27 protein-coding genes are annotated in these 25,985 nt (G+C 63.5%); 14 read left to right on the forward strand and 13 right to left on the reverse strand.

Annotated elements, in window-relative coordinates:
* Positions 1–266 precede the first annotated feature (266 nt).
* From RAD10_RS27480 to RAD10_RS27495, 4 genes are all read left to right on the forward strand, one after another.
* Complete coding sequence (locus RAD10_RS27480; RefSeq protein ID WP_104464395.1) at positions 267–689, forward strand: response regulator; 423 nt, start codon at positions 267–269, stop codon at positions 687–689.
* On the forward strand, positions 686–2,944 hold the full coding sequence (locus RAD10_RS27485; protein ID WP_461619951.1) for a CHASE3 domain-containing protein: 2,259 nt from the start codon (positions 686–688) through the stop codon (positions 2,942–2,944). Before RAD10_RS27480 ends, RAD10_RS27485 begins: the two co-directional genes overlap by 4 nt.
* Positions 2,945–3,321: 377 nt before the next feature.
* Complete coding sequence (locus RAD10_RS27490; protein WP_461619952.1) at positions 3,322–4,293, forward strand: ABC transporter substrate-binding protein; 972 nt, start codon at positions 3,322–3,324, stop codon at positions 4,291–4,293.
* A gap of 8 nt (positions 4,294–4,301) precedes the next feature.
* The gene (locus tag RAD10_RS27495) at positions 4,302–6,101 is read left to right on the forward strand and encodes an adenylate/guanylate cyclase domain-containing protein (RefSeq protein WP_461619953.1); all 1,800 of its coding nucleotides are present in this window, start codon (positions 4,302–4,304) and stop codon (positions 6,099–6,101) included.
* Positions 6,102–6,120: 19 nt separating this feature from the next.
* On the opposite strand, the gene RAD10_RS27500 is transcribed toward RAD10_RS27495, so the two are convergent.
* Positions 6,121–7,017, reverse strand: a complete 897-nt coding sequence (locus RAD10_RS27500; RefSeq protein ID WP_461619954.1) for a DMT family transporter — start codon at positions 7,015–7,017, stop codon at positions 6,121–6,123.
* A 766-nt stretch (positions 7,018–7,783) separates the two neighbouring features.
* On the opposite strand from RAD10_RS27500, the gene RAD10_RS27505 reads away from it, so the two are divergent.
* Genes RAD10_RS27505 through RAD10_RS27515 form a run of 3 tightly spaced genes read left to right on the forward strand, consistent with a single transcriptional unit; the run spans position 7,784 to position 12,581 of the window.
* Positions 7,784–11,557, forward strand: coding sequence for a vitamin B12-dependent ribonucleotide reductase (locus RAD10_RS27505; protein WP_461619955.1), 3,774 nt, complete (start codon positions 7,784–7,786; stop codon positions 11,555–11,557).
* Positions 11,557–12,051: a helix-turn-helix domain-containing protein gene (locus RAD10_RS27510; RefSeq protein WP_461619956.1), complete on the forward strand. Its 495-nt coding sequence runs from the start codon at positions 11,557–11,559 to the stop codon at positions 12,049–12,051. Before RAD10_RS27505 ends, RAD10_RS27510 begins: the two co-directional genes overlap by 1 nt.
* The gene (locus RAD10_RS27515) at positions 12,051–12,581 is read left to right on the forward strand and encodes an ImmA/IrrE family metallo-endopeptidase (RefSeq protein WP_461619957.1); all 531 of its coding nucleotides are present in this window, start codon (positions 12,051–12,053) and stop codon (positions 12,579–12,581) included. The genes RAD10_RS27510 and RAD10_RS27515 overlap by 1 nt, the downstream gene beginning before the upstream one ends.
* A 212-nt stretch (positions 12,582–12,793) precedes the next feature.
* Here the strand turns inward: RAD10_RS27515 and RAD10_RS27520 are convergent, their stop codons facing one another.
* Complete coding sequence (locus RAD10_RS27520; RefSeq protein WP_461619958.1) at positions 12,794–13,633, reverse strand: hypothetical protein; 840 nt, start codon at positions 13,631–13,633, stop codon at positions 12,794–12,796.
* A gap of 438 nt (positions 13,634–14,071) precedes the next feature.
* On the opposite strand from RAD10_RS27520, the gene RAD10_RS27525 reads away from it, so the two are divergent.
* The 3 genes from RAD10_RS27525 (at position 14,072) to RAD10_RS27535 (ending at position 16,565) form a co-directional block, all read left to right on the forward strand.
* A complete protein-coding gene (locus RAD10_RS27525; protein ID WP_461619959.1) occupies positions 14,072–14,587 on the forward strand; it encodes a ParB N-terminal domain-containing protein in 516 nt (171 codons plus the stop codon).
* A gap of 120 nt (positions 14,588–14,707) precedes the next feature.
* Positions 14,708–15,442: a transglycosylase SLT domain-containing protein gene (locus RAD10_RS27530; protein ID WP_461619960.1), complete on the forward strand. Its 735-nt coding sequence runs from the start codon at positions 14,708–14,710 to the stop codon at positions 15,440–15,442.
* Positions 15,443–15,560: 118 nt separating this feature from the next.
* Positions 15,561–16,565 carry a hypothetical protein gene (locus RAD10_RS27535; RefSeq protein WP_461620069.1) on the forward strand — a complete coding sequence of 335 codons (1,005 nt, stop codon included), beginning with the start codon at positions 15,561–15,563 and terminating at the stop codon, positions 16,563–16,565.
* Positions 16,566–16,722: 157 nt separating this feature from the next.
* Here the strand turns inward: RAD10_RS27535 and RAD10_RS27540 are convergent, their stop codons facing one another.
* The 5 genes from RAD10_RS27540 to RAD10_RS27560 all read right to left on the reverse strand — a co-directional run bounded on the left by RAD10_RS27540 (position 16,723) and on the right by RAD10_RS27560 (position 19,855).
* Positions 16,723–17,229 carry a hypothetical protein gene (locus RAD10_RS27540; protein ID WP_461619961.1) on the reverse strand — a complete coding sequence of 169 codons (507 nt, stop codon included), beginning with the start codon at positions 17,227–17,229 and terminating at the stop codon, positions 16,723–16,725.
* A gap of 361 nt (positions 17,230–17,590) precedes the next feature.
* Complete coding sequence (locus RAD10_RS27545) at positions 17,591–17,872, reverse strand: hypothetical protein (protein ID WP_461619962.1); 282 nt, start codon at positions 17,870–17,872, stop codon at positions 17,591–17,593.
* A 105-nt stretch (positions 17,873–17,977) separates the two neighbouring features.
* Entirely contained in the window at positions 17,978–18,514 is a 537-nt protein-coding gene (locus RAD10_RS27550; protein ID WP_461619963.1) for a helix-turn-helix domain-containing protein, read from the reverse strand.
* A gap of 250 nt (positions 18,515–18,764) precedes the next feature.
* A complete protein-coding gene (locus RAD10_RS27555; RefSeq protein ID WP_461619964.1) occupies positions 18,765–19,412 on the reverse strand; it encodes a cell envelope biogenesis protein TolA in 648 nt (215 codons plus the stop codon).
* 38 nt (positions 19,413–19,450) lie between these two features.
* Complete coding sequence (locus RAD10_RS27560; RefSeq protein ID WP_461619965.1) at positions 19,451–19,855, reverse strand: VOC family protein; 405 nt, start codon at positions 19,853–19,855, stop codon at positions 19,451–19,453.
* Positions 19,856–20,241: 386 nt separating this feature from the next.
* On the opposite strand from RAD10_RS27560, the gene RAD10_RS27565 reads away from it, so the two are divergent.
* The gene (locus tag RAD10_RS27565; RefSeq protein ID WP_461619966.1) at positions 20,242–20,415 is read left to right on the forward strand and encodes a hypothetical protein; all 174 of its coding nucleotides are present in this window, start codon (positions 20,242–20,244) and stop codon (positions 20,413–20,415) included.
* Between the two features lie 116 nt (positions 20,416–20,531).
* Positions 20,532–20,882, forward strand: coding sequence for a zinc ribbon domain-containing protein YjdM (locus tag RAD10_RS27570; protein ID WP_018322971.1), 351 nt, complete (start codon positions 20,532–20,534; stop codon positions 20,880–20,882).
* A gap of 7 nt (positions 20,883–20,889) precedes the next feature.
* Here RAD10_RS27570 and RAD10_RS27575 read toward each other — a convergent pair whose 3' ends face one another.
* Together RAD10_RS27575 and RAD10_RS27580 are read right to left on the reverse strand one after the other, a co-directional pair.
* Positions 20,890–21,810, reverse strand: coding sequence for a DMT family transporter (locus RAD10_RS27575; RefSeq protein ID WP_091956906.1), 921 nt, complete (start codon positions 21,808–21,810; stop codon positions 20,890–20,892).
* A gap of 86 nt (positions 21,811–21,896) precedes the next feature.
* Complete coding sequence (locus RAD10_RS27580; protein ID WP_461619967.1) at positions 21,897–22,313, reverse strand: nuclear transport factor 2 family protein; 417 nt, start codon at positions 22,311–22,313, stop codon at positions 21,897–21,899.
* Between the two features lie 122 nt (positions 22,314–22,435).
* On the opposite strand from RAD10_RS27580, the gene RAD10_RS27585 reads away from it, so the two are divergent.
* On the forward strand, positions 22,436–22,996 hold the full coding sequence (locus RAD10_RS27585) for a bifunctional transcriptional activator/DNA repair enzyme AdaA (RefSeq protein WP_461619968.1): 561 nt from the start codon (positions 22,436–22,438) through the stop codon (positions 22,994–22,996).
* An 18-nt stretch (positions 22,997–23,014) separates the two neighbouring features.
* Here the strand turns inward: RAD10_RS27585 and RAD10_RS27590 are convergent, their stop codons facing one another.
* From RAD10_RS27590 to RAD10_RS27605, 4 genes are all read right to left on the reverse strand, one after another.
* Positions 23,015–23,161 carry a hypothetical protein gene (locus RAD10_RS27590; protein WP_162832230.1) on the reverse strand — a complete coding sequence of 49 codons (147 nt, stop codon included), beginning with the start codon at positions 23,159–23,161 and terminating at the stop codon, positions 23,015–23,017.
* 286 nt (positions 23,162–23,447) lie between these two features.
* Positions 23,448–23,696 carry a hypothetical protein gene (locus RAD10_RS27595; protein WP_461619969.1) on the reverse strand — a complete coding sequence of 83 codons (249 nt, stop codon included), beginning with the start codon at positions 23,694–23,696 and terminating at the stop codon, positions 23,448–23,450.
* Positions 23,697–23,868: 172 nt separating this feature from the next.
* Complete coding sequence (locus RAD10_RS27600; protein ID WP_091956908.1) at positions 23,869–24,072, reverse strand: hypothetical protein; 204 nt, start codon at positions 24,070–24,072, stop codon at positions 23,869–23,871.
* Positions 24,073–24,187: 115 nt separating this feature from the next.
* Positions 24,188–24,352 (reverse strand): Flp family type IVb pilin, encoded by a 165-nt coding sequence (locus RAD10_RS27605; RefSeq protein ID WP_461620070.1) that lies wholly within the window; start codon positions 24,350–24,352, stop codon positions 24,188–24,190.
* A 333-nt stretch (positions 24,353–24,685) separates the two neighbouring features.
* Here RAD10_RS27605 and RAD10_RS27610 point away from each other — a divergent pair, with 333 nt between their 5' ends.
* A complete protein-coding gene (locus tag RAD10_RS27610; protein WP_461619970.1) occupies positions 24,686–25,981 on the forward strand; it encodes a hypothetical protein in 1,296 nt (431 codons plus the stop codon).
* The last annotated feature ends 4 nt before the right edge of the window (positions 25,982–25,985 follow it).

A 25,985-nucleotide genomic window follows, 5' to 3' on the forward strand; every position in this document is an offset into this window, starting at 1 on the left:
GACCTCTTCGCGTCTGGCCTCGCGATCCCCTCGACTTTGCTTCAACCTTTCATCGAAGTTGCTCGCACCTCGCGTGCCGCGCGCGCTTTTGCGCGATCCATGACGTGTGGATGACACACATGGCCCGAAACACCTGACGGAACTGCACGCCGCAGCCCTATGCACCGCACCGTGCATATCTACCCTGATCCAATCCAAAATTGACCCGAGACACGATTCGCGGATATCACCAATCACAGTGGGGACTTCGATTACTGGGAAGTGTCATGCCGCGTATTCTCGTGGTTGATGACGATCCGATGGTCGGCGCGACCATCGAGGTCCTCCTCCAACGTCAGGGCTTCGACGTCACGCTGGCCGACGGCGGCGAAACAGGACTGGCTGCGCTGGAAGCGCAGGCCTTTGAGGTGATGCTCGTTGATATCTTCATGCCGCATATGCGCGGCTTCGAATCCATCCGCATCTTTCATGAGCGCGCGCCGGCTACTCCGCTGATCGCGATGTCCGGCTATGCCTTCGCCTCATCCGCCTCGCCCTCTCCCGATTTCCTCCGCATGGCGCTGGAGCTCGGGGCAACGCGCTGCCTGCGCAAGCCGTTCACGCCGGACGCGCTGCTGACCACGATCCGGGAATGCCTCGCCGGTCCGGGCGAGAGCGCACAGCCGAAGGACAAGAAAGAATCCCCTTGATCCCAACGCAGCGCGTCATTCTCGGTGCCGGACTTGCCATCCTCCTGATCATCACCGCGGCCTCGATCGCCCTCGACGTCAAGTCGCGGTCCGACGCGACGTGGGTCAATCACACCGTCCAGGTGCAGCAGAAGATCTCCGATCTGCGCGTGCTGCTTCGCCGCGCCGAGAGCGCCGCACGCGGCTATGAACTCTATCGCAGCCAGACGCTTGCCGACGAGTTTCAGAGCGTGCGGGTCCAGATCGCGCCGGCGCTGGCCGAGCTGAAGCGCGGCGTGCGCGACAATCCCGATCAGGTCGCGCTGCTGGAGGGCACCGAACCGCTGGCGCTGCGCCGGGTCGAGATCGCCGCCGAAGCGATGCGCCTGCGCGCGGCGAACGACCAGGCCGGCATTACCGCGCTCAACAGCAAGGCCGAGGGCCGCGGCCTGATGGACACGGTGATGGGCAATCTCGACCATCTGAGCGCGGATGAAGAACGCCAGCTCACCGCGCGCTCCCAGGATTCACGCCGTACCGGCATCGTGCTGCTCGGCATCGACGTCGCCGGCGCCGTGCTGATCCTGCTGTTGGTCGCGCTGGTCATGCGCGAGAGCCAGCGCGCCACGGTGCAGCTGCAGAGCACGCTCGAGCAAACACAAGCCGCCAAGCACGCACTCGAAGCGGCGGTGGCCGAGCGCACCGAGCATCTGGTGACCGCGCATGACGAGCTGCGCCTGTCGGTCAACGTGCTGCAAAGCACGTTTCACAGCATGGCGGAGGCGGTGCTGGTCATCGACGCCGAGGGCAACGTCCTGCTGTCCAATCCGGCCGCGGAGCGCATGCTGCTGCATCGCGCCGGCATGAACCTGCGCAATCTGCGCGCGCTGTCGGATGTGTTTCACGGCGACGGCGTCACGCCGATGAAGGCCGACGAGCTGCCCTCGGTGCGCGTGCTGCGCGGCGAGCAGTTCGAAGACCTGGAGATGATCGTCCGCCCGCACAGCGGCAATCCTCCCCGCCATCTCATGATCAGCGGCCGGCCGATGCTGGACGGGCAAGGCGACATCACGGGCGCGGTGCTGGTCTATCACGACGCGACCATGTCGCGCGAGACCGAGCGACAGCTGTACCAGTCGCAGAAGCTGGACGCGATCGGCAAGCTGACCGGCGGCGTCGCGCACGACTTCAACAACATGCTGACCGTGATCTCCGGCAACACCGAGACGCTGGTGGCGAGCCTGAAGCAGCAGCCCGAGCTCCAGCGCGCGGCGCGGCTGATCGACGATGCCGCCGAGCGCTGCGCCGAGCTGATCCAGCATCTGCTCGCGTTTGCGCGCAGGCAGCCGCTGCAGCCGCGCAACGTCGAGATCAACGCCGCGATCGCGGACATCGCGAAACTCCTGCGCCCCACCCTCGGCGAGCAGATCCAGATCGAGACCGTGCTGGAACAGGGGCCGATGACCGCGCACATCGATCCGTCCCGGCTCACCAATGCCGTGCTCAACATGGCGATCAATGCGCGCGACGCCATGCCGAACGGCGGCAAGCTGCTGCTGGAGACCCACCGCGTCGTGCTGGATGAGGCCTATGCGCAGGCCCATGCGGACGTGGTGGCCGGCCCCTACGTCATGCTCGCCGTCAGCGACACCGGCACCGGCATGTCGCCCGACATCCAGCAGAAGGCGTTCGAGCCCTTCTTCACCACCAAGGAAGTCGGCAAGGGATCAGGCCTCGGCCTTTCCATGGTCTACGGCTTCGTCAAGCAGTCCGGCGGCCACATCAAGATCTACAGCGAGGAAAACCACGGCACCACGATCAAGCTCTATCTGCCGCCGGGCGAAGGCACGGCGGACGTCGCAGCCGCCGCCGCGCCGCAGGTCGAAGGCGGCGCCGAGATCATCTTCGTCGTCGAGGACGACAACCTCGTGCGCAACTTCGTCACTGCGCAGCTCGAGAGCCTCGGCTACAAGACGATTGCCGCGCCCGACGGCCGGACGGCGCTGGAATTGATCGAGGCCGGCGAGCCGTTCGATCTCCTCTTCACCGACGTCGTCATCCCCGGCGGCATGAGCGGACGCGACCTCGCCGACGAAGTGGCCAAGCTGCGGCCGGGCGTGAAGGTGCTCTACACCTCGGGCTACACCGACAACGCCATCGTCCATCACGGCAAGCTTGATGACGGCGTGATGCTGCTGACAAAGCCCTATCGCCGCAACCAGCTCGCCGAGATGATCCGGAAGGCGCTGAATGGCGGGACGTTGACGGCGAGCTAGCGCGTGAACTACCGAAGGGCGCGCTGCAGTCACACCATATAAGAAGCCGAGGCACTGGCTCCTGATGTGAGTTCCGGTTGTCCTCTTGAGGCGCCGTAGCTCGCCCGGATCCGCGCCCGAGGTGTTTAGACACCGCGCGATGTAACGAGTAAGGCCGTTTTGATCTCGATCGGCCGGTCTCAAGCAAAAATCAAGCGCATCTCAAGGACAAATCGTCTCACCAGCCCAATCACTGAGCATGCTCGCGGCGACAAATGTTGGAGCCGGTGTCGCGACAGTCCGCTTGCGGAGCGCGATACCGAGCGCAGTCACCAGATGCACAGCTAGGATCATGGTCTGCGGCCGGAATTGACGGCGCAGCTTCGACAGGTGCTCGCATGAAAAGACGAGAGTTCATCTTGTTGATTGGTGGCGGACTGGTCTGGCCTGCGATCGCACGAGCGCAGGGCGGAGCCAAGCTGCATCGGATCTTCTGGGTCTCCACCGAGTCCCAACCAGATCCCTTCCTGGACGGCTTTCGCGAGGGAATACGCGCGCTGGGATACGTCGAGGGCAAGACCGTAACCTTCGAGACGCATTATGCTCCCGGAGATCCGCAGGCACTGCGCAAGATCGTCTCCGAGTTGCAGCGAGGGGATATCGACCTTGTGGTCTCGAGCGGTCCGGCGACACGCGTCATGACTGCGGTCACCGACATCCCCGTGCTGTTTGCATTGAGCGGTGACCCCGTCGCTTTGGGTGTGGTGAAGAGCCTTGCTCACCCCGGCACAAATTTCACCGGCAGCACATTTCTGTCGCTCGAGCTGGCAGGAAAGCGCGTTGAGCTGCTCAAGGACATTTATCCAAAGCTGCGAAAACTGGCGGTCTTCTCCAACACGGATCATCCGGGAGAGCCATTGGAATGGCGTGCGACTTTGGAGTCGTGCCGGAAGCTCGGCATTGAGGCAGCCTACGTTCCGTTCTGTGGCGCTCGCGAAATCGAGAATGGGTTGATGGCTGCCGGCAAGGTGGCCGCGGACGCTCTCCTCGTATTTCCCGATGCTGTGACGCTGGTGCATCGTGCGAAGATTGCGGAGTTTGCAATCGCGCACCGGCTGCCTTCGATGTTTGGCTGGTCTGAATATTGTGACGCTGGAGGTCTCTTGAGTTACGGCGCAAACCAGCGCACGACCTATTATCGGCTTGCCACTTATGCCGATCGCATCCTGCGCGGTGAAAATCCGTCAGATCTTCCGGTGATGCGCCCCGAGAAGTTTGAACTGGCAGTCAATCTGAAGACAGCCAGGCTTCTGGGTCTCGACCTGGATGTGTCGTCGATCCTGTTTCGCGCCAGCAAGGTGATTTCCTGAGAGTCGTTATGACGGACGGTGCTGCGCAATCCTCTTCGTGTACGATGCCCCCGCGTCGCTCGCTGTTCTGCAAGTACTTCGCGACGTTGTTTGTCGCTGCGGTCGTGCCTCTGATACTCGGCGCGGCCGTCGAGGCTTCGTTCGGTTACCGAGACCAGCGCCGCCAGATCAGCGCGGTGCTGCAGGCCGATGCTCGCGCGGCGTCCGACAGGATCGAGGCGTTCACCGATGGCATCCGAGATCAGCTGGGTTGGATGGTGCAGCTTCCCTGGTCTGCCGGAGACGATGCGCAACATAAGATCGATGCCTTGCGCCTCCTCCAGCAGGTGCCCGCAATCGTTTCGGTTTCGCTTCTGGATGAGACCGGTACCGAACGGGTCTTTGTTTCCAGGCTGCATCTGAACAGGACCGGGCGCGGCATTGATATGTCTACGGATCCCGCTGTTCTGGGCGCACGCGCCAACAAGGTTTGGTACGGACCGGTTCAGTACCAGCGAGATTCAGAGCCCTACATGAGGATCGCGGTTGCCGGGAGCCTGCCGGCCGCGGGGATTGCCATCGCCGAGGTCAATCTGAAGCTGATCTGGGATGTCATCGCAGCCATTAGAATTGGCGAGACCGGCCACGCCATTGTTGTCGATGATTCCGGTCATCTGATCGCACATCCCGATATCAGTCAGGTCCTGCGCGGCCGCGCCAGCTCGGGCAGTTTCGGCCGGATCAAGCATCTCGCCGGCGCGGCGAGCGGAGCGGCGGTGATAACCGGGGACCAAGGCAACCCGGTGGTGGCGCTATCCGTTCAGGCCGCCGATGTGGGATGGACGGTGATCGCGATGCAGCCGGCCTCGGAAGCCTTTGCATCAATTCGCGCGGCGTTGTGGCGCTCGTCAATTCTCATTGCCTTTGGTGTTCTCATCGCGCTGGCGCTCGCCTATTGGCGCGCGCACAGAATGTCCGGGCCGATCAAGCAACTGGAAGAGGGCGTGGAGCGGATCAGAACCGGACAATTCGAGCATCGCATCAAAATCTTCAGCGGTGACGAGTTGCAGCAACTGGCGTTGCGCTTCAATGAAATGGCTTCTGAACTGGCGATCTCGCAGCAGAAATCTGCGCGGATCGAACGGCTGAAGCAGTTCCTGCCGTCACAGGTCGCCGAATTGGTCGAGCATTCTCATGAATTGCTCGAAGGGCAGCGACGCGAAGTGGCTGTCATTTTTGGCGACTTGCGCGGCTTCACGGCGTTCTCCACCCGCAATGAACCCGATGTCATCATGGCCGTCATGCGAGAGTATTACGAGGCCGTCGGCGCCGTGACGACTCGTCACGAGGCAACGCTCATCGGCTTTGATGGCGACGGAGTCATGCTCCTGGTCAATGCCCCGGTCGCATGTGAACAGCCGGCAACCCAAGCGGTCCGGCTCGCGATCGACCTGCAAATGACGGTGCAGTCCCTTGCCGGCAAATGGTGCGACGCAGGCCACGCGATCGGCTTTGGTGTGGGCGTTGCCATGGGACCGGCAACGGTAGGAACGGTTGGTTATAATGGTCGGCTAGACTACACGGCGATGGGAGCCGTGGTGAATTTGGCGTCGCGGCTCTGCAATCTCGCGAAGGACGCGCAGATCCTGGCTGATCCCACTATCGCTGGAAGGGTAAGGGATAGCGTTCCGTTGGCATCGCTCGGACAGCGGACCATCAAAGGCTACGACCAGGCCCTCGAAGTCTTTGCCGTCGCACCGGCTGACCTGCCGTTGAAACCGCCGGGCTCGGGACAACGCCGGCGAGAGAAAGAGCCTCAGGACCACTGATACCCCGGCGTCCGGACGGCTAGCGCGTCGCCAGCACGACCGCCGCCAGCGTGAAGATCAGCGCCGCGATCTGGCCGGGCCCCAGTGGCTCGCCCAGCGCAATCGCCGAGGCGACAACGCCGATGACAGGCACCGCCATGGTGCCGATCGCGGCGACCGAGGCCGGCAGGCGGGCGAGTGCTGCGAACCAGCTGACATAAGCGATGCAGAACTGCACCACGGTCGAGTAGACCAGCAGCCACCAGCCGACCGGCGTCACCTGGGAGAGATGCGTGGTCTCGACCAGGAGGCCGATGATCGAGATCGGCAGGCAGCCGATCCCGATCTGCCAGGCCGCGGCCGTGATCGGCGGCAGATGGATCGGGTATTTCTTCGAGAACACCGTGCCGACGGCAAAGCCCAGCGCGCCGCAGAGCGCCATGACGATGCCAGGCAGCTTCTCGACGCTGGCGGCAATGCCGTTGCCGCCCATGATCGAGGCAAGCCCGACAAAGGCCATCACCAGCCCCAGCGTGCGCAGCACGGTCGGGCGCTCGCCGAGCACCGGCCAGGCGATGATCGAGGCCCAGACCGGCATCGTATAGGCGATCAGCGCCGCCTCGCTCGCGGGCAGCCAGAGCAGCGCCAGGCCCATCAGCACCATCCAGCCGGTGACGTTGAGCACGGCGGCGGTCAGGAGGCGCGGCCAGATCGCGGGGTCCACCTTGAGGCTCTGCCGGCGGATGATCGCCAGCGCCGCCAGCAGCACCGCCCCCAGCACGCCGGTCACCCCGCGCAGCGTCAGCGGCGGCAGCTCGGAGAGCAGGAATTTCGTCACCGGCCAATTGAAGCCCCAGCCGATCGAGGTGATGGCAAGGAACATCAGGCCGGCCGGGGCGATGCGCGGCCGCGCATCCCGGCGAGTCGAATCAAGCATGTGGGTGGTCCGGCAAAATCGACCCTCAGCTTGGCCCGGATTCGCCCCTCTCGCCACCGCCTCGGCGGGCATGCCTGCCCTCACCTTCCGTAGGGCTACGTGAGTCCCGCTGACGCAATCCCATTGCTCAAAAATATACCTGCCCTGTGAACAGCGGGATGAAGCATCCGCAGCACCACGGGATGCAAATTTTTTCGGTTGGGAATCTCTGAGGACTCACTGATACTTGCCTCCACAACAGGCGCGGGCTTGCCCCCTGTTATCCCCCGCAATCCACCATATTTAGTATTTGATTCAGGAACTCGCACTAGTTCTTGACGGGCGCAACGGAGAGTCCTAGCTTTCGGTCCGTTCGGCGCGAGTGAGTTTGCGTCCCGCCGGCACTCCCCCAAAGGGTCTCGCAAATCTCAACTCCGCCAAGCCAGCCAAAGGCAGCGGATGAGGGCTTGTCTGCCCGCGAAAGCGGACTTTTCGGGCGCCAGAACGGGCCGGCAACAGGCTCGGATGGCAACGGTAGAAGTTGTGATGGCGTGGGGCGTTGAACGCATGTCGGTCTCATCCCCTTGGGGGCGGATGTGTCTGGACATGCCGGCGGATGATCGATGCACGCATCGAGCCATCGCGTCGGGAAAAAACAGGGCCGGGTCCACCGGCTGAACTGCGATGCCCCAGGGCCGAACGGCCGGAAGGCGTCGCGAAACGAAATGTCGACCCGGCACGCCTGAACGGAGGCGGGTCCGGTCAATGAATAGGACGGGGCAAGACGATGCGGATTGAGCGGCGCCACACCACTTCGGGACAGTCACCTTACGCGGGAATCGATTTCCGCCAGACCACGTCGGAGATCAGGAATCCCGACGGCTCGGTCGTGTTTAAACTTGATGGCGTCGAGGTCCCGACCGCGTGGTCGCAGGTCGCCTCCGACGTGCTGGCCCAGAAGTATTTCCGCAAAGCCGGCGTTGCCGCGCGCCTGAAGAAGGTCGAGGAAGAGTCCGTCCCCTCCTTCCTGTGGCGCTCCGTGCCCGATACTGACGCGCTCGCCGCGCTGCCTGAGAAGGAGCGCTATGTCAGCGAGCTCTCAGCAAAGCAGGTGTTCGACCGCCTCGCCGGCTGCTGGACCTATTGGGGCTGGAAGGGCAAGTATTTCTCGACCGACGAGGACGCGCAGGCGTTCTATGACGAGCTCCGCTACATGCTCGCCATGCAGATGGTCGCGCCGAACTCGCCGCAATGGTTCAACACCGGTCTTCATTGGGCCTATGGCATCGACGGCCCCGGCCAGGGCCACTATTACGTCGACCCCTTCACCGGCAAGCTGACCCGTTCGAAATCGTCCTACGAGCACCCGCAGCCGCACGCCTGCTTCATCCAGGGCGTCGGTGACGACCTCGTCAACGAGGGCGGCATCATGGACCTCTGGGTCCGCGAGGCCCGCCTGTTCAAATATGGCTCCGGCACCGGCTCCAACTTCTCGCGCCTGCGCGGCGAAGGCGAAAAGCTCTCCGGCGGCGGCCGCTCGTCCGGCCTGATGAGCTTCCTCAAGATCGGCGACCGCGCCGCCGGCGCGATCAAGTCGGGCGGCACCACCCGCCGCGCCGCCAAGATGGTCGTCGTCGACGTCGATCACCCCGACATCGAGACCTATATCGACTGGAAGGTGAAGGAAGAGCAGAAGGTCGCCGCCCTCGTCACGGGTTCCAAGATCAACCAGAAGCACCTCAAGCTGGTGCTGAAGGCCTGCGTCAACTGCGAAGGCTCGGGCGACGATTGCTTTGACCCCGAGAAGAACCCTGCCCTGCGCCGCGAGATCAAGCTCGCGCGTCGCAGCCTCGTGCCCGACAACTACATCAAGCGCGTGATCCAGTTCGCCAAGCAGGGCTACAAGGACATCCAGTTCGACACCTACGACACCGACTGGGATAGCGAAGCCTATCTCACGGTCTCCGGCCAGAACTCCAACAACTCGGTCTCGCTCAAGGACGACTTCCTCCGCGCCGTGGAAACGGATGGCGACTGGAATCTGAACGCCCGCACCTCCAAGAAGGTGACGAAGACGCTGAAGGCGCGCGACCTCTGGGAAAAAATCGGCTACGCCGCCTGGGCGTCGGCCGACCCGGGCCTGCACTTCAACACCACCATGAACGACTGGCACACCTGCAAGGCGTCCGGCGACATCCGCGCCTCCAATCCGTGCTCGGAATACATGTTCCTGGACGACACGGCGTGCAACCTGGCGTCCGCGAACCTGCTGACCTTCTACAACACCGAGACCAAGCAGTTCGACGTCAAGGGTTATGAGCACCTCTGCCAGCTCTGGACCATCGTGCTCGAAATCTCCGTGATGATGGCGCAGTTCCCGTCGAAGGCGATCGCCGAGCTCTCCTACGAGTTCCGCACGCTCGGCCTCGGCTACGCCAATATCGGCGGCCTCTTGATGACCATGGGCTTGTCCTACGACAGCAAGGAAGGCCGCGCGCTCTGCGCCGCGCTGACCGCTGTGATGACCGGCATCACCTACAAGACCTCCGCGGAGATGGCGGCCGAGCTCGGCACCTTCCCCGGCTACAAGAAGAACGCCGCGCACATGCTGCGCGTCATCCGCAACCACCGCCGCGCCGCGCACGGTGAGTCCTCCGGCTACGAGGCGCTCAGCGTCAACCCTGTGCCGATGGACCTCGTCTCCTGCCCGCAGGCTGACCTCGTCAGCCACGCCCAGGCGGCCTGGGATGCGGCGCTCGCGCTCGGCGAGCAGCACGGCTATCGCAACGCCCAGACCACGGTGATCGCGCCGACCGGCACGATCGGCCTCGTGATGGATTGCGACACCACCGGCATCGAGCCCGACTTCGCGCTGGTGAAGTTCAAGAAGCTCGCCGGCGGCGGCTACTTCAAGATCATCAACCGCGCGGTCCCCGCGGCGCTGCGCGCGCTCGGCTATCGCGAAGCTGATATCGCGGAGATCGAGGCCTACGCCGTCGGCCACGGCTCGCTCTCCAACGCGCCCGGCATCAACGCCTCGACCCTGAAGGCAAAAGGCTTCACCGATGAAGCCATCGCCAAGGTCGAAAAGGCCCTGCCGACCGCCTTCGACATCAAGTTCGCCTTCAACAAGTGGACCTTTGGCGAAGACTTCATCCGCGACCAGCTCGGCATCGGCGCCGAGGCGATCGCAGCCCCCGGCTTCGACCTGCTCCAGGCCGTGGGCTTCACCAAGCGCGAGATCGAGGCGGCCAACGTCCACATCTGCGGCGCGATGACGGTGGAAGGTGCCCCGCACCTCAAGGCCGAGCACTATGCGGTGTTCGACTGCGCCAATCCCTGCGGCAAGATCGGCAAGCGCTATCTGTCGGTCGAGAGCCACATCCGCATGATGGCGGCGGCGCAGCCCTTCATCTCGGGTGCGATCTCCAAGACCATCAACATGCCGAACGACGCCACGGTGGAGGACTGCAAGTCCGCCTACATGCTGTCGTGGAAGCTCGCCCTCAAAGCCAACGCGCTCTATCGCGACGGCTCGAAGCTCAGCCAGCCGCTCAACTCGCAGCTCATCAGCGACGATGAGGACGAGGACGATGCGGTCGAATCCCTCTACGAGAAGCCGATGGCGGCGCGCGCCGCCCAGGTCTCGGAGAAGATCGTCGAGAAGCTGGTCGAGCGCATCATCGTGATGCGCGAGCGCGAGAAGATGCCGGATCGTCGCAAGGGCTACACCCAGAAGGCGGTCGTCGGCGGCCACAAGGTGTACTTGCGGACCGGCGAATATGACGACGGCCGTCTCGGCGAGATCTTCATCGACATGCACAAGGAAGGCGCGGCGCTCCGCTCCTTCATCAACAACTTCGCCATCGCGGTGTCGCTCGGCCTGCAATACGGCGTGCCGCTGGACGAATATGTCGACGCCTTCACCTTCACCCGCTTCGAGCCGGCGGGCCCCGTGCAGGGCAACGACAGCATCAAGTACGCGACCTCGATCCTCGACTACGTCTTCCGCGAGCTCGCGGTGAGCTATATGTCGCGCTTCGACCTCGCCCATGTCGATCCCAACGAGACCGGCTTCGACGCACTCGGCAAGGGCGTCGAGGAAGGCAAGGAGCCGGACGAGGACGGCGGCCACCACGCCACCCGCCTGGTCTCGCGCGGCCTCACCCGCTCGCGGACCGACAACCTCGTCGTGATGCGCGGCGGCAGCACCGCGATCGCCCCGGGCAATGACGGCGCCCCCACCGGCGGCAGCAAGGTCACCGCGCTGGCCGCCCACGGCACCAGCGCCCGCGTCGGCGACGCCCTCGAAGGCGCCGTCGCCCTGAAGCAGGAAGCCGCCCACGACCTCTCCCCCACGGAGAAGCTCGAGGCGCTGCAATGGAGCAAGGCCGGCAGCACCGCCCAGACCCTCGTCCCCACCAAGGCCGAGCGCCGCGCGGAAGCCAAGGCCAAGGGCTACGAAGGCGAGATGTGCTCGGAGTGCGGCAACTTCACGCTGGTGCGGAATGGCACCTGCATGAAGTGTGATACGTGTGGGTCAACAACCGGATGTAGCTGATGGGCGCCTTCTGGGGCTTTATCACTTCCAATCTCTCCCAGCTCCCCGCGACGGGTCTCTTACTCGTCGCGGGACTATTCGTCCTCGGCTACCTTGCCCTGAAGGCGATCAGCCTATTTCACGCTGTTCGGCTTTCCAAGAAGGCTATCGAACGGGGATATTCCGTCGAGGTCTCGGCCGGGCGGGAATTCTATTTCCGGATTCCCGCCTCCAAAGCGGACGCGATCAGCAAAGCCAGCATCGCCAAACCGCGACCCACTGCGTCTGGCTCTCAACTCAAAAGCCTGAGGCGGAAGAGAAGATTCTCGCTAGTCACGCTTTCAGCCGCGAGCAACATCTCTGTACCGCGCCTTTCGGCTCTTGAAACGGGAAGAGCAGAATTTCTCACCAGTGATATCGACGCCATCTGTCAGGCCTTACATCTATCTGAGGAGGAAGCTACGGACCTAAAGCGGCTTTCGGGACTCGAGCTACGCAGCTGGAAGGGTGCCTGATGACCTTGCGAGCGAGTGGTGTCTGCGCCCGAACTAACAATGAGATTCGTGCGGTCGCGCAACGCCTTCGGCGCGCGCTACTTCTGTCAGATCAGTATGCGATCAATCTCGTAGACGTTGTCGAGTTTGGTCTCCCGCAGTTGATCCCCGAGTTCACCTTTAGCGTGGTGAAGGACGACGACCTCCCAACTGACACCCTTGCGTTGGCACGCGAGAACCCTCCGGAAATTATCGTTGGGGAATCTATGTATCATGAAGCCACGAAGCACGAACCAATGGCCCGATGGATTTTAGCCCACGAGATCGGACACATTGTTCTGCTCCACGGGAAGGCTCCTTTGCCGAAATGCCCTAAGGCGATTTCTACCGACGTAGCTGACGCCGAACACCAAGCAAATCTTTTTGCCCGATACTTCCTGGTACCGCAGAATCTCGCTGAGGGTTGCAACTCGCCGTCAGCGATCGCGGCGAAGTTTCGAGTACCCAGTGAGATATTGGAAACCATTACTGAGTTGAAGAAGAACGACTGATCGCGCTAAGTTCGGCACCTCACTTCAAAGAGCCCGTAGGTTGGATGGAGGGAAGCGATACCAATCGTCAACAGATCGAAGGGATGATGGATTTCGTTACGCTCCACCCATCCTACGACCTATTCGCCGCTGACCGAGCACAAGGATTGTCGTTCAAGATCAGCGATATGTCCTTGCCCGAGCTCAGGGCACCCGTCAGATCAGAGTCAAGCTCACCTCACCTCGCTCGGGTTGAAGCCGAACAACTCGATGATGCGCTTATCCTGACCTCCTACTCCCTTGTAAGTGTCCAGATAGGCAGCGGCTTCCTTCGTTAGGCCAGCCTTGGCCTCGGTATCTTTAAACAGTCGCAGGAGTTGGCTCTTGAAGGCCTCAACCCCCTTCCTGTCGTTCTCACTCAGATGTTTCGTCGGCATAACGCGAGCCAGTTCCTCTTCAAGCGAGTAGGTCGCCAGCTGAGAGAACAAATTGTAATTCGGCTTCCAATCCTTCAATAGCTCATCATAGCTCGCCGCCTCGGCCATCATCGCTCCGTTGTTTTCTCGATTGCCGACCATCCGCAACGCGTCTCGTTTAAATTTGAAATAGCGCTCCAGTGTGTGAACATATTGCATGCAGAAATCGAAGCCCATTAGACGGACATAGGTAGTTGCGAGATCTCGCCTTTCCTTCTCCGTCACACCAAACTCCGCGAGTTGGGCGTTGATCTCATCCAGTCTCGCCTGGTTCTCGACGGCGCTGTGACCGTCCCACCGCTGACCAATTCCGACAGTCTCATAGGTGGACTTCGCGTTAATCACGGCCAAGCGTCGCAGCTTGGCGAGGATCTCATCGGCTTCATTGAGGGTACGGACGAGATGAGCCTTGACGCCCCACGCCTCAAGTATTTCCAACTTCGGTAAGTAAACGACCAGTACGCATACGAGAAAGATTGCACTGAGCAAGCCAGCCGATGCGACCTTGTCATTCATCGCCTGGTAAACGGCGCAGATGAGCGCAAAAACCGCCATCGCGGCAGCGACGTAGAGGAGTATCTCCCGAATTTTGTCCATCCGCCCCCCAAGGTTGAGCGCCAATATATAAGACAACCGTCTAAAGAGGAACTGCTCGGGACGCCGCAACCGCAATTACGGTGACAGTGCACTAAACCGACCGGCTCGAACGGCCTCGTCCTAGAGCAACAGCCGCAGATCTTTGCTATTACTCCTCGCCGATCAACCCTACCGTGCTACGCCGCTTTCGCCTGGTGACAGTCCACTAGATTCGTTTGCTATCGCCGGATCGGTTATTTCGGCTAACGCTCCCATGCGCCCCAGATTAAGTGCACTGTCACCAAGATCGCCTGTCACCAAAATCGCAGATTGGTTCCGGCCTCGATGCTCGTCAATTCGCAGCCGCCGAAATTGCCTTTGCGGTCGCGCCCTTCCCTCCTAAACTCCCAACCCCACCGGTATAGGTTCCGGCGAGCCCGGTAGAAGCGGAGTCGAGTTATGCCCAAACCGGAAAGCTTCCCGATCGAGAAGATCTTCGTTCCCACGAAGCAGAAGAAGGCCATCAAGCCCGAGACCGTCGCGGAGGTCGCGGAAAGTATTATGGAGATCGGACAACAGGAGCCCATTTCCGTTCGGCTCGACGGAGACCGCCTCGTTCTGGTCGAGGGACTGCATCGGCTCGAAGCCTGCAAGGCGCTCGGCGAGACGACCATTCTCGGCGTCCTGATCCCGGCCGAGCTGGCTCAACACAAGCCGCTGCTGTCCGAACGACCCGAAGTCGAGGCGGAGCGTATCAAGATGGCGCGATTGAAACAGTTGCGCCTCGAGAAGGAAGCCGCAGAGGCATCGACGGCTAGCTTGAAGGGCGCTGGCGCAACGGAAGCGCCGCGCACCCGTCTGGCGAAAGGCGTCCGCGACAATCCGAAGGCATCACCGGGCCGGACCGCGAAGGCGGCACCGAAATCATTGTCGGCCTGGATCACGCAGCAAAAGGGCAGCGGCGGCCGCTATTGATGGCCGGCTCCAGGTCTTGAGATCACTGGAATTAAGTGACAGCGCTGCGCGAGCGCAATGCCAGGAAAACGCAGCCACCTCCTCCCTCGCTTTCGCAACCTCCGACGATTCGCTCGGCGGATGCGAAAGGCGCTCGCCCACGCACCGCGGATCGTCCGGATCGCGGTCAGCGTAGCAGTCTTGCTCGGCGCCCTCGCCCTCCTCAACATCGCCTATCAAATCATCCGCAAGCCAACCGAACTCTTCGCGGTCGTCGGTCACGCCCTCGACAAGGAGCCGGCCGAGACCTGGGCGAGATACGGTCCTCTCTTCCGCAAGCATTCCACCGCGACGATAACGCCGGAACTGCTGGCAGCCCTTGCGCAGGTCGAGAGTTCTGGCAATCCGGTGGCGCGCACCTATTGGCGCTGGCGATGGAGTTTCAATCCGCTGGCGATTTACAAGCCCGCCTCGAGCGCCGTCGGCCTCTTCCAGATGACCGATCCGGCCTTCGCGGAGGCCGCTCGGTTCTGTGTCCGCAGCAACGCGGTCACGCAGACCGGATGCGGTTTCACGAGCCTCTACATCCGCGCGATCCCGAGCCATGCGATCGAGCTGGCCTCGGTGTATCTCGACCGCCAGGTGGCGCTGGTTCTTACGCTCGCCGGCGATGTGAAGGCGAGCGCACAGCAGAAGCAGGATCTGGCCGCCTTCATCCATCTCTGCGGCGCAGGTCCCGCGGCGGCCTATGCGCGACGCCGGTTTGTGATGATCGCGGGGACACGCTGCGGCGATCACCTCGTCGCGGGCTATGTCGGCAGGGTCAATGCGATGAAACGGCAGTTTGCGCGGCTGGCGGCGGACCAGGATAATTGAAGAGCACAGCCCCGCTCCCCGTCCCGCCATAATTTTTCCTTTGCACGCGCGTTGTGTTGGACAGCGGCGAGACCTATCCTTCCAGCGATCGGACTGCCTCCCATTGACGCCCGACCGGATGGAGAGCGCATCGGTGCCTGACACGAACGACCCCAAATCTGACACCAGCAAGCCTGACGCCCCCAAGCCGGACGAGGCGCGCGCCGATAGCGGGCTGGCGCAGGCCTACGACCGGATCAAGAGCGCGGAGCAAGACCTGGCGCGGCTGGACCGACTGGTTTCCGGAATGGAACGCGATAGCGAGGGACAGCGGGCCTCACGCGCAAGCGCCGCGCCGACGGGAGACGGGGCGCCGAAGCCCGACGCCCGAGTTCCGAGCCCCTACGTTCCGAATACCGGGATTCGCGATCGCGGCTTGAAGAACGATCCGGCCATGATGCGCGCCTTGGTCATTCTCGTGCTGGCGATCGGCCTGCTCGGTGCCGCCGTCGCTTCGCAATATCGCGATGAGGCCCAATCGATCGGCCAGTCGATCATGGCGCGATGGGCTCCGCCGGCCGCGAGCACGCCCCCGCAGGCGTCCGCGGTGGAAAACCCAGTGCAGCCGCCGCTCGTGCTGCTGGCTGCTGCGGATGAACCGAGCCCGGTGCCCGCGCCGCTGCTACCTAAAGAAACGGACAGCGCCCCAAAGCCGGACGCTGCAAGGCCTGGCGCCACAGCGCCCGACCCGTCATCGTCCGATCTGGCGCAATCGCTCAAGTCGATCACCAGCGAGCTTGCGAGCATCAACGGCAAGCTCGAGCAACTGAAAAGCCGGAGCGAGCAGACCCTGCGCGAGCAGGCCGACACCATTCAACAGCTCAAGACCGCGCAAGAGAAGGATGCGGCGGACAATGCGCGCCTCGCCGCGCAGGTCCAGGCGCTGCAAACGCAACTGAGCGCGTCATCGGCGTCATCCGCCTCTGCAGCCGCGAAGCCCGTCGTGCGCAGTGTGAACAACGATTCGGCTGCGCGTGCCCGGGCGCACGTACCAGACGCCGCGCCACGGCGGCCGAGGCCGCCGCCGCGAGGCCCGTGGATGCCGCCGCCCTACGACCCTTATTACGGCGATCCGGATTGGTGAGCGAGCTGCCGTAGGGTGGGCAAAGCGACTTGTCCGCCGTAGCTCGAAGAGCGAAGGCGGAAGCGTGCCCACGTCTTGGCTGATCGAGGAGAAGACGTGGGCACGGCGCAAGTGCGCCTTTGCCCACCCTACGAAGCTACTACGCTCTACGCTCGCCTCAGCGTATCTCGTTCATCGTCACCTGGGCCGCGATCCCCGTCAGCTCGGGATCTTGCGCCGCAAGCTCCTCATCGGAAGACGGGCCAACCGAGACTTCAGCCATTCTGCGTTTGACCTGTTCGCAGGTCTTGCGCACGTCTTCGGTGAACAGCGCGCATTCTTCGATGCGCTTGAAGATCTTCCGTCCCTCTTCACGATACCCGGCCGCGGTTTCCCGCATGAACGCAATCGCATCATGAACCTGAGCCGTCAGCGCCTCGCATTTTTGCGCCGCGTCGATCAACTCGGTGCCCATGGCCTCGATCTCTTTTGCAGCGGACTCATAGTCGCGAACGACCGCCTCTGCACTGAGCGCACCGACGCGCGAAACGCCCGCGGTGTGCTCGACGTAATCAGGCAGATTAATTGAAGTAATGGAGCTCCCCGACCGGATCGACGTGATGTCGGCTTCGAGTTGGACCAAGTTCACTCCGTCCCGCCTGTGCAATTGTTCGACACTTGCCATGACCAATCCTCCCAATACGCGCGCCCAGCACCCCAAACAGTATTGGGTTTATTACGGGGATAAGTGTCGTTCTACCTCGATGTGTCCTTGACAGTCTCTACTTTGCCGTTTTTTCCCAGTCGCCACCTCTGCACGCAGAGATGACGAGCCATCAAACTGCAACTTGTCCGCGTTCGCGAATTGCTGAACGAGCCCGGCCCGGATCGAGCGCGGCGGAATCGAGGGCAGCCGCACGCGCAGTGCCGTAGGGTGGGCAAAGCGAAGCGTGCCCACGTCTTGGCTGATCGAGGAGAAGACGTGGGCACGGCGCAATTGCGCCTTTGCCCACCCTACGAAGCTACGAACTACGAAGCGTCGATCACTACCACCAATACGGCCAGCGCCATCCCTCATAGCGCACATAGGACGGCACCAGCGGCGGGCCGTAGGGATCAACGCGGTCGTCCTCGGGGCGATACCGATAGCGCGGAACGACATTGTAATCCCACGGCGTCGGCCTCAGCACGGGCGCCGTGACGATGAGCCGCTCTTGCGGCGCGCGAACGACGACGGCTTTCCGCGTCCGGGCTTCCGCACCTGATGTTGCAAGGCTGCTCAGCACCAGGGCGGTTCCGAGCGCGCAGGCGGCGGTCATTCTTGTCATGCGTTGGTCTCCTTCGCGGCAAGAGTGCAAAAGGACTCGGGGCAAGGCAAGCAAATTTCGCGCGACGAGGCGCGCGCTCGGGCCACGGGGAAGGCTTGCGAAAGCCTACCCCGCATCAACATCCTCAGGCACCGGCCCCGCCACGAGCCCGTCGAGACTGACCATCAGCAAATCGGCGATGTGCATCAGCTGGTACAGCGGAATGTCCACCTCGCCCTGCTCGGCCAGTGCCACGAAGGCTGGCGTGACACCCAGGCGCTCGGCGAGCTGGGCCGCGGTATAGCCGCGGGTCTCGCGTGCGGCCTTGACGCGCGCGCCGATGCCGAGGCGGTGCCGGGCCTGCTCGTCCGCGGTCATCATCGCCGCCTGCTCGTCCACGCTCGCATAACCGTCCGCGAACGCGCCGCCGATCAGCCTCTCCTTGCGCCAGGCGAGCCGGCAGCCCTTGCGCAGACCGCTCGAGAAGATCAGCGAAAACTGCTCCGGCACCCATGCCGAGCTGTTCAGAGCCACGCGCGCGCCGGTGCCGGAGACATCGCGGATCGTGCAGGGCACGCTGACGATGCTGCCGGTCCCGTTGTCGAACTCGACAAGGCCGGTCCGCAAGGTGTGATGCCTGACTGCGGCACGATGATCGCTCATGACAACTCCGTAAAAGCTCGCGGCAGCGTTTCCAACGCTGCCGAAATCGAGGCGAAGATAGCGCAGAACTTTCCTGCAACTCCTAACCGGCAGCCGCCTCGGCCGGGACTGGATGGCATGGTAAAGGAATTGCTCCCGGGCGATCCCGTAGACCGTAGCCCGGATGAGCGCGATATCCGGGAAATGGACCGCCCGCTCCGCTCCCGGTTGTCGCTTCGCTCATCCGGGCTACTTGCCGCGACTTGCCACCCTACTGCCGCGCGCGGCGCAGGGCCTGTTCAAGCTTCGCCCGCTGCTTGTCCCAGCGGCTCTGCTCGGCCTCGGCGCGGTCCTCGAGCGCGGCGCGGGCGGCGTCGATCTCCTCCGCCTTCGCGTCGTGCTGCCGCCTCGCCTTGTCCAGCGCCGCCTCGGCGATGGCGACCGCCTTGTCGCGGCGGGCGCGCGCCTTGGCGCGGGCAGCCTCCTCCTTGCGGCGCTCGGCATCGCGCCGCCGCTCTTCCTTCTCGAATGCCGCAGCGGCCTTGCGGGCGGCCTGATCGTCGATCTTGCCGGATGATTTCTTGGCGGCCTTGGCCGGACGCTTCGTCGATCGCGTCTTGCTCCTGGCCTTGCGTCTGGGCCTGGCGTCGTCATCGACGAGATCGGTGGGCAGCTCGGCGCTTTCGGTGAACGGCCCATCCGATCCCACGGGGCGCCTGAGCACGACGCCTGGCTTTGCCATGGTCGCCGCGACGATATCGGGGTCGTCGGTCTCCTTCGCCGCGCCCTGATGGAACAGATTGGAGCTGGCACCCCAGGCCTCCAGCGCCGCCTTCATCGAAGGCGCGGCGATGGCCTGGTCGTAGAAGCCGAGCGAGGTCTGGTAGGTCTTCAGTTTTCGTTTCGGTTTTGCCGGCATGTCGTCCCGATTGTGGCTTCGCTCACCCGCGCTACGAATTACGAACTTCCCACGAGCGCATCGTACCCCTTCTCGCTGAACGCCAGCAGACAAAAGCCGTGGCCGAACGGATCGGCCAGCATCGCAATCCGTCCATACGGCGCATCGCACGCCGGCGCCTCCAGGATCGCTCCGGCACTGAGCGCACGCGCGACGGCGGCGTCGACATCGTCGACGATGACGTCGATATGCACCGGCGTCCAGTGCCGCTCGTAGCGGCGGCGATCGCCGCCGGCACCTAACGTGCCGGCCTGCTTGGTCAAGAGATAGACCGGCGCGGGCCAGCCGAGCAGCTCGACGAAGTCGGCGCCGAAGCGGCGGCCGACGGTGAGGCCGAAGGCGGCGGTGTAAAAGCTCGTGGCCTGCGCGACGTCGGGGACGTCGATGTTGAGGAGGAAGGTCATGCCGGACTCGTTGCGCGGTTGCGCAGCGAGCGTAGCCCGGATGGAGGGCAGCGCAATCCGGGATGTTGCCGCATGGGGACCAGGATTTTGCTGACACTCCATCCAGGCCACGCACTCCGCACAAAGCGCCTCGCGGACGAGCGGCACCATCGCATCATGCCACTGTTTTGCCCGACGCATCAGAATATTATTCGGCATACCCGAAAATGCGAGCGTTATCAAGGCCACCTCTACTGTGCATGGGGTTGTTTTCGAGATTCGATGTGTCGGAGGCGTTGAGGCAGCTCAACTCGCAAGGGCGACATTGCCTCACGGATCAAGCCGGTCGCCAGGATCGCTGCAACCGCATAGGCTCGCGCCCGTCAACGACTCACGGAGGCATCACCATGAACGGCAACCGCTCTTACGGCGTCCACGTCGAGGGCGCGAAATACGGCGTCGGCTTCGGCTCGGCGCTCGCCATCGCGATCTCCTACACCAACAACCATTCGATACTGTGGGCGATCATCCACGGCATCCTGGGCTGGTTCTACGTGATCTTCGTCGCGCTGTTTCGGTGATATCGCACCGGCAGCAGATCTCAGTCCGCAGCTTTTCCTTGCTTTCCGCGATCCTGCCCCTACGGTCGCGCCGCGAACGAAGCGTGAGACGAGAGAAGGGTTCAACGAGACTTGCCATGACCGACACGATGAAATGCCCCGCCTGCAGCTCCGAGCACGCCTATCAGGACCGCGATCTCTGGGTCTGCCCGGAATGCGGCCATGAATGGAGCGGTGCGGCGGAGGCGGCGGCGGACACCGCGCAGGATGCGGGCGTGCGCGATGCCAACGGCAATGTGCTCGCCGACGGCGACAGCGTCATCGTGATCAAGGATCTCAAGATCAAGGGCTCCTCCTCGGTGGTGAAGGGCGGCACCAAGGTGCGTAACATCCGCCTGCAGGACGCCAGCGACGGCCACAACATCGCCTGCAAGATCGACGGCATCGGCGCGATGAACCTGAAGTCGGAGTTCGTGAAGAAGGCGTAGCTCGCGCTTAGCTTTGCCGCTGCGCCAGATAGAACCCGCAGAGCACCGTCACCAGCCCCGCGGCCTGCAGCATCGTCGGCGGCTCGCCGAGCAGCAGCCAGCCGGTGAGCAGCGTCAGCGCCGGCACGCAGGCCGGAAACACCGCGGCGCGGGCAACGCCAAGGCGCTGGACCGAGACGGCGTAGAGATAGAGCGCGGCGGGGCCCGCGAGCACGCCCTGCGCCAGCGCCTGGATCGCATTCTCGGTCACGCCGATCGCCGCGACATGGGCGAGCCCGACGGTTGCGATGTAGACCGGCAGCAGCAGCAGCGACAGCACGTTGATGACCAGCGCGGCCGACACGGCCGAGACGCGCCAGTGGCGCAGAGCTGCGCCGAAGCCGGCGAACATCAATCCGGTGAGCACGAAGATCAAATCGCCGAGCACGCCGTCGGCCCCGATATGGCCGATCGATTCCGCTCCGATCACGCCGAGGCCGCCGACGATGACGACGGCGCCGGCAAGCCGCGAGGCGGAGATGTGCTCCTTCAGCACGACCGCCGCGAGCAGCAGGCCGCCGAGCGTCGCGCAGGAGGGCTGGATCACGCTACCATGGCCGAGCGGCACGAACAGGAAGCCGGTGTAGGAGATCAGCGACATCACGGGGCCGCCGAGCACCATCAGCACAAGGCCCCTGCTCCAGCCGATACCGCAGAGATCGGAGATGCCGGCGCGGAACACCAGCGGCAGGAACGCGATCCCCGACCAGACATAGCGATGCACCAGCAGATCGACCGGCGTGAAGCCGAGCTTGAGGCCATGCCGCGTGGCGGCAAAGCCGAGCGCCCAGAACAGCGCCGCGGCAAGGCCGCAAGTTACGCCGACCAGTGCCGGCGCCGCATCCTTGTTCTGAGATAGAGCGTCGGCGCCGCTCGTCCGCTGATCCATGGACCAAGCCTTATGTCAGCGTGTAAATCGGCTCAACCCACGCCGCTGCAGGGCTGGCACGCAGCGATGATTGTGGGGCCCACGCATCACGCCTCCTGTTCGAAGACCATCCGCCATCCCTTGCGCGTATCCATGTATTCCCGCACCTGCCGGATCCGGTCGCCCGCCACGGTGAACACGAAGCAATAATCGTTCTCGTACGGCTTGCCGCCGGGGAGCGTGGCGCGCATTCGTTCCTCCACGATCACGACGTCGCCGTCGGCATAGACGCCGCGGAACGCGATATCGATGTTCGAGAACATCGTGTGCATCTCCTGCGCGATGAAGCGCGCGATCTGGTGCGGTCCGGCCATGTGGTCGGTGTGATCGAGCGCGACGGCCGTGGCATTGCCCTTCGGCGCGATCCATTCGGCGTCGTCGGTGAACAATGCGGCGATGCGCTCGGCATCGCGCGACGAAAAGATCTTCCACGCGTTCAGGACGATATCTTTTGGGCTGGACATGATGCTCCCTCGTTTTCGTTGAGGGGCGCCTTCTAGGCCGCGATGCGCCTTGCAGCTCGCCACAATCGGACTCGGTCATCCCGCAGCCCTTCCGCCGGTGCCATCATGCGTTATGATCGGCCATGCTGAGCTTCGATGTCTGCAACGCCGCGCGCCTGCGTCGCGATCCCCGATATGACGGCCGCTTCTTCACGGCGGTGAAGACCACGGGCATCTATTGCCGCCCGGTCTGCCCGGCCAAGCAGCCGCTGACGCGCAACGTCGCCTATTATCCGACGGCGGCGGCGGCGGAGGCCGCCGGCTTCCGGCCCTGCCTGCGCTGCCGGCCCGAGACTGCGCCGTTCTGCCCGGCCTGGAACGGCACGCGCTCCACGGTGGCGCGGGCCATCAAGCTGATCGATGACGGCGCGCTCGACGAAGGCTCGGTGGTCGATCTGGCGATGCGGCTCGGCATCTCGTCGCGTCATCTGGCGCGCCTGTTCGAGCGCCACGTCGGCGCCACGCCGCAGCAGCTCGCCAGGACGCTGCGGGTCCAGCGCGCCAAGCGCCTGCTCGATGCCGGCGACGACAGCATGACCGATATCGCATTCCAGGCCGGCTTCGGCAGCCTGCGCAGATTCAACGCCGCCTTCGCCGAGCTCTACGGCCGCTCGCCGTCAAGCCTGCGCGCGCGGAGAGCTTAGCGCGCCGCTGGAAGTCGCTCAGAAAAATCCGGGGCTGAGATCGAGGCCGTAGGTCAGGCTCAGGACGAACACGAACAAAGCGGCGGCGGCGAACAAAGCTGTCTGCTTGAGAATGAACGCACGCGGCGACGTGGTGGCGGCAACGACTTTCTGCGCAACGGGCATAATGGCCTCCATTATGATTTCAAAATTGGCCGCAACAATGCGGCGGCCGCATCAAGCAACGCGACGTGCAAAGCAACTGTTAAAAGGAACAAGCCCGTTATGAACGGGCATACATCACCCGCACATTCACGCGAACTTGTTCGCGGCCGGATTCTCAATCAGCGCATCGGGGTCAATTCATCGTGCCGAGACATTTGCACGATGCGCGAGCAGCGTCGATTTCGATCACGTGATGCAGATGGGTCCCGCCTCTCCGCGGAACCCATCTGCCGTTCACGATGTCAGCTTAGTGGGCCACGCCAACGGTCGCGGTCTTCACCTTGCGAGGGCTGAGCACCTTCGCCTGGTGGACCGAGGCCAGCGTGGTCGGCGCAGCGGTCTGCTGCTCGACATGCGCGGCGCCGAGGACGCGAACCTGCAAGGGCGAGACCGGAAATCCATCGGTCTCGTAAGTCGGCAGTTCGGCGGCGAAAGCCGCGGTGCTGCCCGCGATCGTCAGGATGGCGGCGGCGATCGACAGAGTCTTCTTGTTCATTGGTGATGCTCCTGAGTGGAAGAGTCGGAGCATATTTAGGCGCGTTTTGCTGCGTTGCGACATGCTTTGTTGCATTGCAACAGCGCGTGTTATGCATGGCGATATGTTTAATGCGTACAAGGCGTTGGCCGAATCACCGCCGGCCGCGACATGACGGTTTTATGGACGGTGCTCAGCCACCGAGCACATTGCCCCAGCCATCGAACAGATAGGCCTTCCAGGCCACGGTTCCATCCTCGCCCGGGCGGCTGGCCTGGCGGTAATCGTCGGCCTGATCAGCGGTCCAGGTGATGATCGTGTCCGTGATGCGATCGTGCAGGATGGCGGGCTCGGTGGGATCGAAGGCGTCCATGGGACGAAGCGAGGAATGCGTCATGGCCGACCAAACGCGCCAGCCGCAACAAAGTTGCGGCAACGCATCGGCAAGACGCCCTCATCAAGAAGGTGATGCCCGCCCCGCACTCCGTTCATCGATGCCGTGGCGCGACGCCCTATTTCAAGGCGGTCGCCAGCGCTTGCAGCTTTGCGACGAGATCGGTGCCGAGGGCATAGATGATCTCGATGATCGCGAGCGCGATGCCGGCTGCGATCAGGCCGTATTCGATCGCCGTGGCGCCGGATTCATCGGCGACGAATTCAGCCCATTTGCATTTCAACTTCACAATCGTGTCCTTCCCAACCCTGTCGGAACGGCCTGCAGGCGAGAAATGCACGACCACAATCCAAGATTGAGTGAATTCGATCGCTTCAAGTTGACGACAATGAACGCCGCATTTGCTGGCGATTCCGTTGAAAACCGCAGTGGGAACTCGCGTTGCAGCTTGGCAACACCTCCGCGAAAAGTCCGATTTCTCCGAATTACGCCATTGCGTCGCCACACGGTCCTCCGAACAATCGACGCGCTGCGTGCCTTTCCGTGCAAGACTGTTTTTGCATCATGACTGTTCCGACAAAGCGTGTCCGAACAGAACCGTTTGGAGGCAGGGATCATGAACGATCGGCGGTCTCTTCTGGTGGCGGTCGCGTGCCCCTCGGCCGTTCTCGCCGGCTGGCTGGCGCTTTCCCTCTCCGCCTATGCCCCTGCCCTCATCGAGAACAGCGGCGCCAATGCGGCTGCCGTGTCGCGCGCGAAGGATCTCAGCCGGCTCGACCTCGCCGACGTCCCGCACGCTGCGACGATCGAGGACGGCATCGCCTTGACCGCCGACATCGCGGCTGCCGTCGCTGCGGCACCGGCCCCGACGATCACTGAAGCGGTGCCCGAGTTTCCCGCCGTCAAGCTCGCCTCGGCAGATCCGGCGCTGATCCTTGCGACGGAGACGCCGCCCGCGCCGCAGATATCGCCTGAGCCAGAGCCCGTCATCAGCGAGGCTGCCCCAGTTGCAGCGCCGCCGCCCGTCAAGCTCGCATCTGCCGATCCCACCGAGATCGTGACGACCGACGCGCTGTCGCCCGCGGCGATCGCGAGCGGCCCCGTCACGCCTGCGAGCAAGGCATCGCCGCCGGCCGACACCGTCGCCGTGCTCGACGAATGCTTCGTCATGGATGCCTGCATCGACCGCTACCTCTGGGCGCTCTATCAGCGCACCGCAAAAGAGGACTCGATCAAGGTCCAGGAGCGCCGCGCCGTCACCGTCAAGCGCAAGGGCAAGACGGTCACGGTGATGCGCAGCTTCACCAAGCTGGTCGACGAGGATTTCGGCTGGAAGGATCCGAAGGCCGCCGAGCACGCCGGCATGTCGATGATGGACTACGTCATCGGCGGCATGGACAAGAGCTTCAAGCGGAAGCTGTTCCGCACGCTGCTCGCCGCGGAAGCCGCCGGACTCTCGCCCGGCATCACCAGCGCGTTCCGTGACAATTATCGCCAGTCGATCGCCAGCGGCCTGAAGGCCGCCTCCGACCGCTCCTATCACGGCGGCAGCACGCGCGGCGGCTACGGCCACGGCATGGCGGCGGACATCGTCAGCACCCAGGGCAATAACCGCGCGCAGCGCTGGGTCTCGACGGAAATTCTGTGGAAGTGGGTCGACGCCAACGGCAAGGCCTACGGCATCGGCCGCCCCTATCTCGGCCGCGATCCGCCGCATGTCGGCCCCGTCGATGGCGCCGAATACATCTCAAAGCGTGGCACGAGTGAGCGCAAGGAAGTCGCCAGCGCCAAACCGAAGAAGTCGCGCGCTGTGGCCCAGGCAAAGTCGCCAAAGGCACAGGCCGCGCGTGAGCAGAAGAGCCCGGCCAAGCCGCAGAAATCGGCGCAATCGACCGGCAAGCGCGCGACCTGAGACC

It is taken from the genome of Bradyrhizobium sp. 23AC (assembly GCF_054863025.1).

Excerpts from the sequence above, each read along its gene's own strand:
- RAD10_RS27580 (WP_461619967.1), bottom strand. The coding sequence starts at position 22,313 with ATGTCCAGCCCAAAAGATATCGTCCTGAACGCGTGGAAGATCTTTTCG.
- RAD10_RS27530 (WP_461619960.1), top strand. The coding sequence starts at position 14,708 with ATGCGAAAGGCGCTCGCCCACGCACCGCGGATCGTCCGGATCGCGGTC.
- RAD10_RS27535 (WP_461620069.1), top strand. The coding sequence starts at position 15,561 with ATGGAGAGCGCATCGGTGCCTGACACGAACGACCCCAAATCTGACACC.
- RAD10_RS27550 (WP_461619963.1), bottom strand. The coding sequence starts at position 18,514 with ATGAGCGATCATCGTGCCGCAGTCAGGCATCACACCTTGCGGACCGGC.
- RAD10_RS27525 (WP_461619959.1), top strand. The coding sequence starts at position 14,072 with ATGCCCAAACCGGAAAGCTTCCCGATCGAGAAGATCTTCGTTCCCACG.
- RAD10_RS27575 (WP_091956906.1), bottom strand. The coding sequence starts at position 21,810 with ATGGATCAGCGGACGAGCGGCGCCGACGCTCTATCTCAGAACAAGGAT.
- RAD10_RS27560 (WP_461619965.1), bottom strand. The coding sequence starts at position 19,855 with ATGACCTTCCTCCTCAACATCGACGTCCCCGACGTCGCGCAGGCCACG.
- RAD10_RS27540 (WP_461619961.1), bottom strand. The coding sequence starts at position 17,229 with ATGGCAAGTGTCGAACAATTGCACAGGCGGGACGGAGTGAACTTGGTC.
- RAD10_RS27505 (WP_461619955.1), top strand. The coding sequence starts at position 7,784 with ATGCGGATTGAGCGGCGCCACACCACTTCGGGACAGTCACCTTACGCG.
- RAD10_RS27590 (WP_162832230.1), bottom strand. The coding sequence starts at position 23,161 with ATGCCCGTTGCGCAGAAAGTCGTTGCCGCCACCACGTCGCCGCGTGCG.
- RAD10_RS27490 (WP_461619952.1), top strand. The coding sequence starts at position 3,322 with ATGAAAAGACGAGAGTTCATCTTGTTGATTGGTGGCGGACTGGTCTGG.
- RAD10_RS27495 (WP_461619953.1), top strand. The coding sequence starts at position 4,302 with ATGACGGACGGTGCTGCGCAATCCTCTTCGTGTACGATGCCCCCGCGT.
- RAD10_RS27570 (WP_018322971.1), top strand. The coding sequence starts at position 20,532 with ATGACCGACACGATGAAATGCCCCGCCTGCAGCTCCGAGCACGCCTAT.
- RAD10_RS27510 (WP_461619956.1), top strand. The coding sequence starts at position 11,557 with ATGGGCGCCTTCTGGGGCTTTATCACTTCCAATCTCTCCCAGCTCCCC.
- RAD10_RS27610 (WP_461619970.1), top strand. The coding sequence starts at position 24,686 with ATGAACGATCGGCGGTCTCTTCTGGTGGCGGTCGCGTGCCCCTCGGCC.
- RAD10_RS27515 (WP_461619957.1), top strand. The coding sequence starts at position 12,051 with ATGACCTTGCGAGCGAGTGGTGTCTGCGCCCGAACTAACAATGAGATT.
- RAD10_RS27545 (WP_461619962.1), bottom strand. The coding sequence starts at position 17,872 with ATGACAAGAATGACCGCCGCCTGCGCGCTCGGAACCGCCCTGGTGCTG.
- RAD10_RS27585 (WP_461619968.1), top strand. The coding sequence starts at position 22,436 with ATGCTGAGCTTCGATGTCTGCAACGCCGCGCGCCTGCGTCGCGATCCC.
- RAD10_RS27500 (WP_461619954.1), bottom strand. The coding sequence starts at position 7,017 with ATGCTTGATTCGACTCGCCGGGATGCGCGGCCGCGCATCGCCCCGGCC.
- RAD10_RS27565 (WP_461619966.1), top strand. The coding sequence starts at position 20,242 with ATGAACGGCAACCGCTCTTACGGCGTCCACGTCGAGGGCGCGAAATAC.
- RAD10_RS27600 (WP_091956908.1), bottom strand. The coding sequence starts at position 24,072 with ATGACGCATTCCTCGCTTCGTCCCATGGACGCCTTCGATCCCACCGAG.
- RAD10_RS27595 (WP_461619969.1), bottom strand. The coding sequence starts at position 23,696 with ATGAACAAGAAGACTCTGTCGATCGCCGCCGCCATCCTGACGATCGCG.
- RAD10_RS27480 (WP_104464395.1), top strand. The coding sequence starts at position 267 with ATGCCGCGTATTCTCGTGGTTGATGACGATCCGATGGTCGGCGCGACC.
- RAD10_RS27555 (WP_461619964.1), bottom strand. The coding sequence starts at position 19,412 with ATGCCGGCAAAACCGAAACGAAAACTGAAGACCTACCAGACCTCGCTC.
- RAD10_RS27520 (WP_461619958.1), bottom strand. The coding sequence starts at position 13,633 with ATGGACAAAATTCGGGAGATACTCCTCTACGTCGCTGCCGCGATGGCG.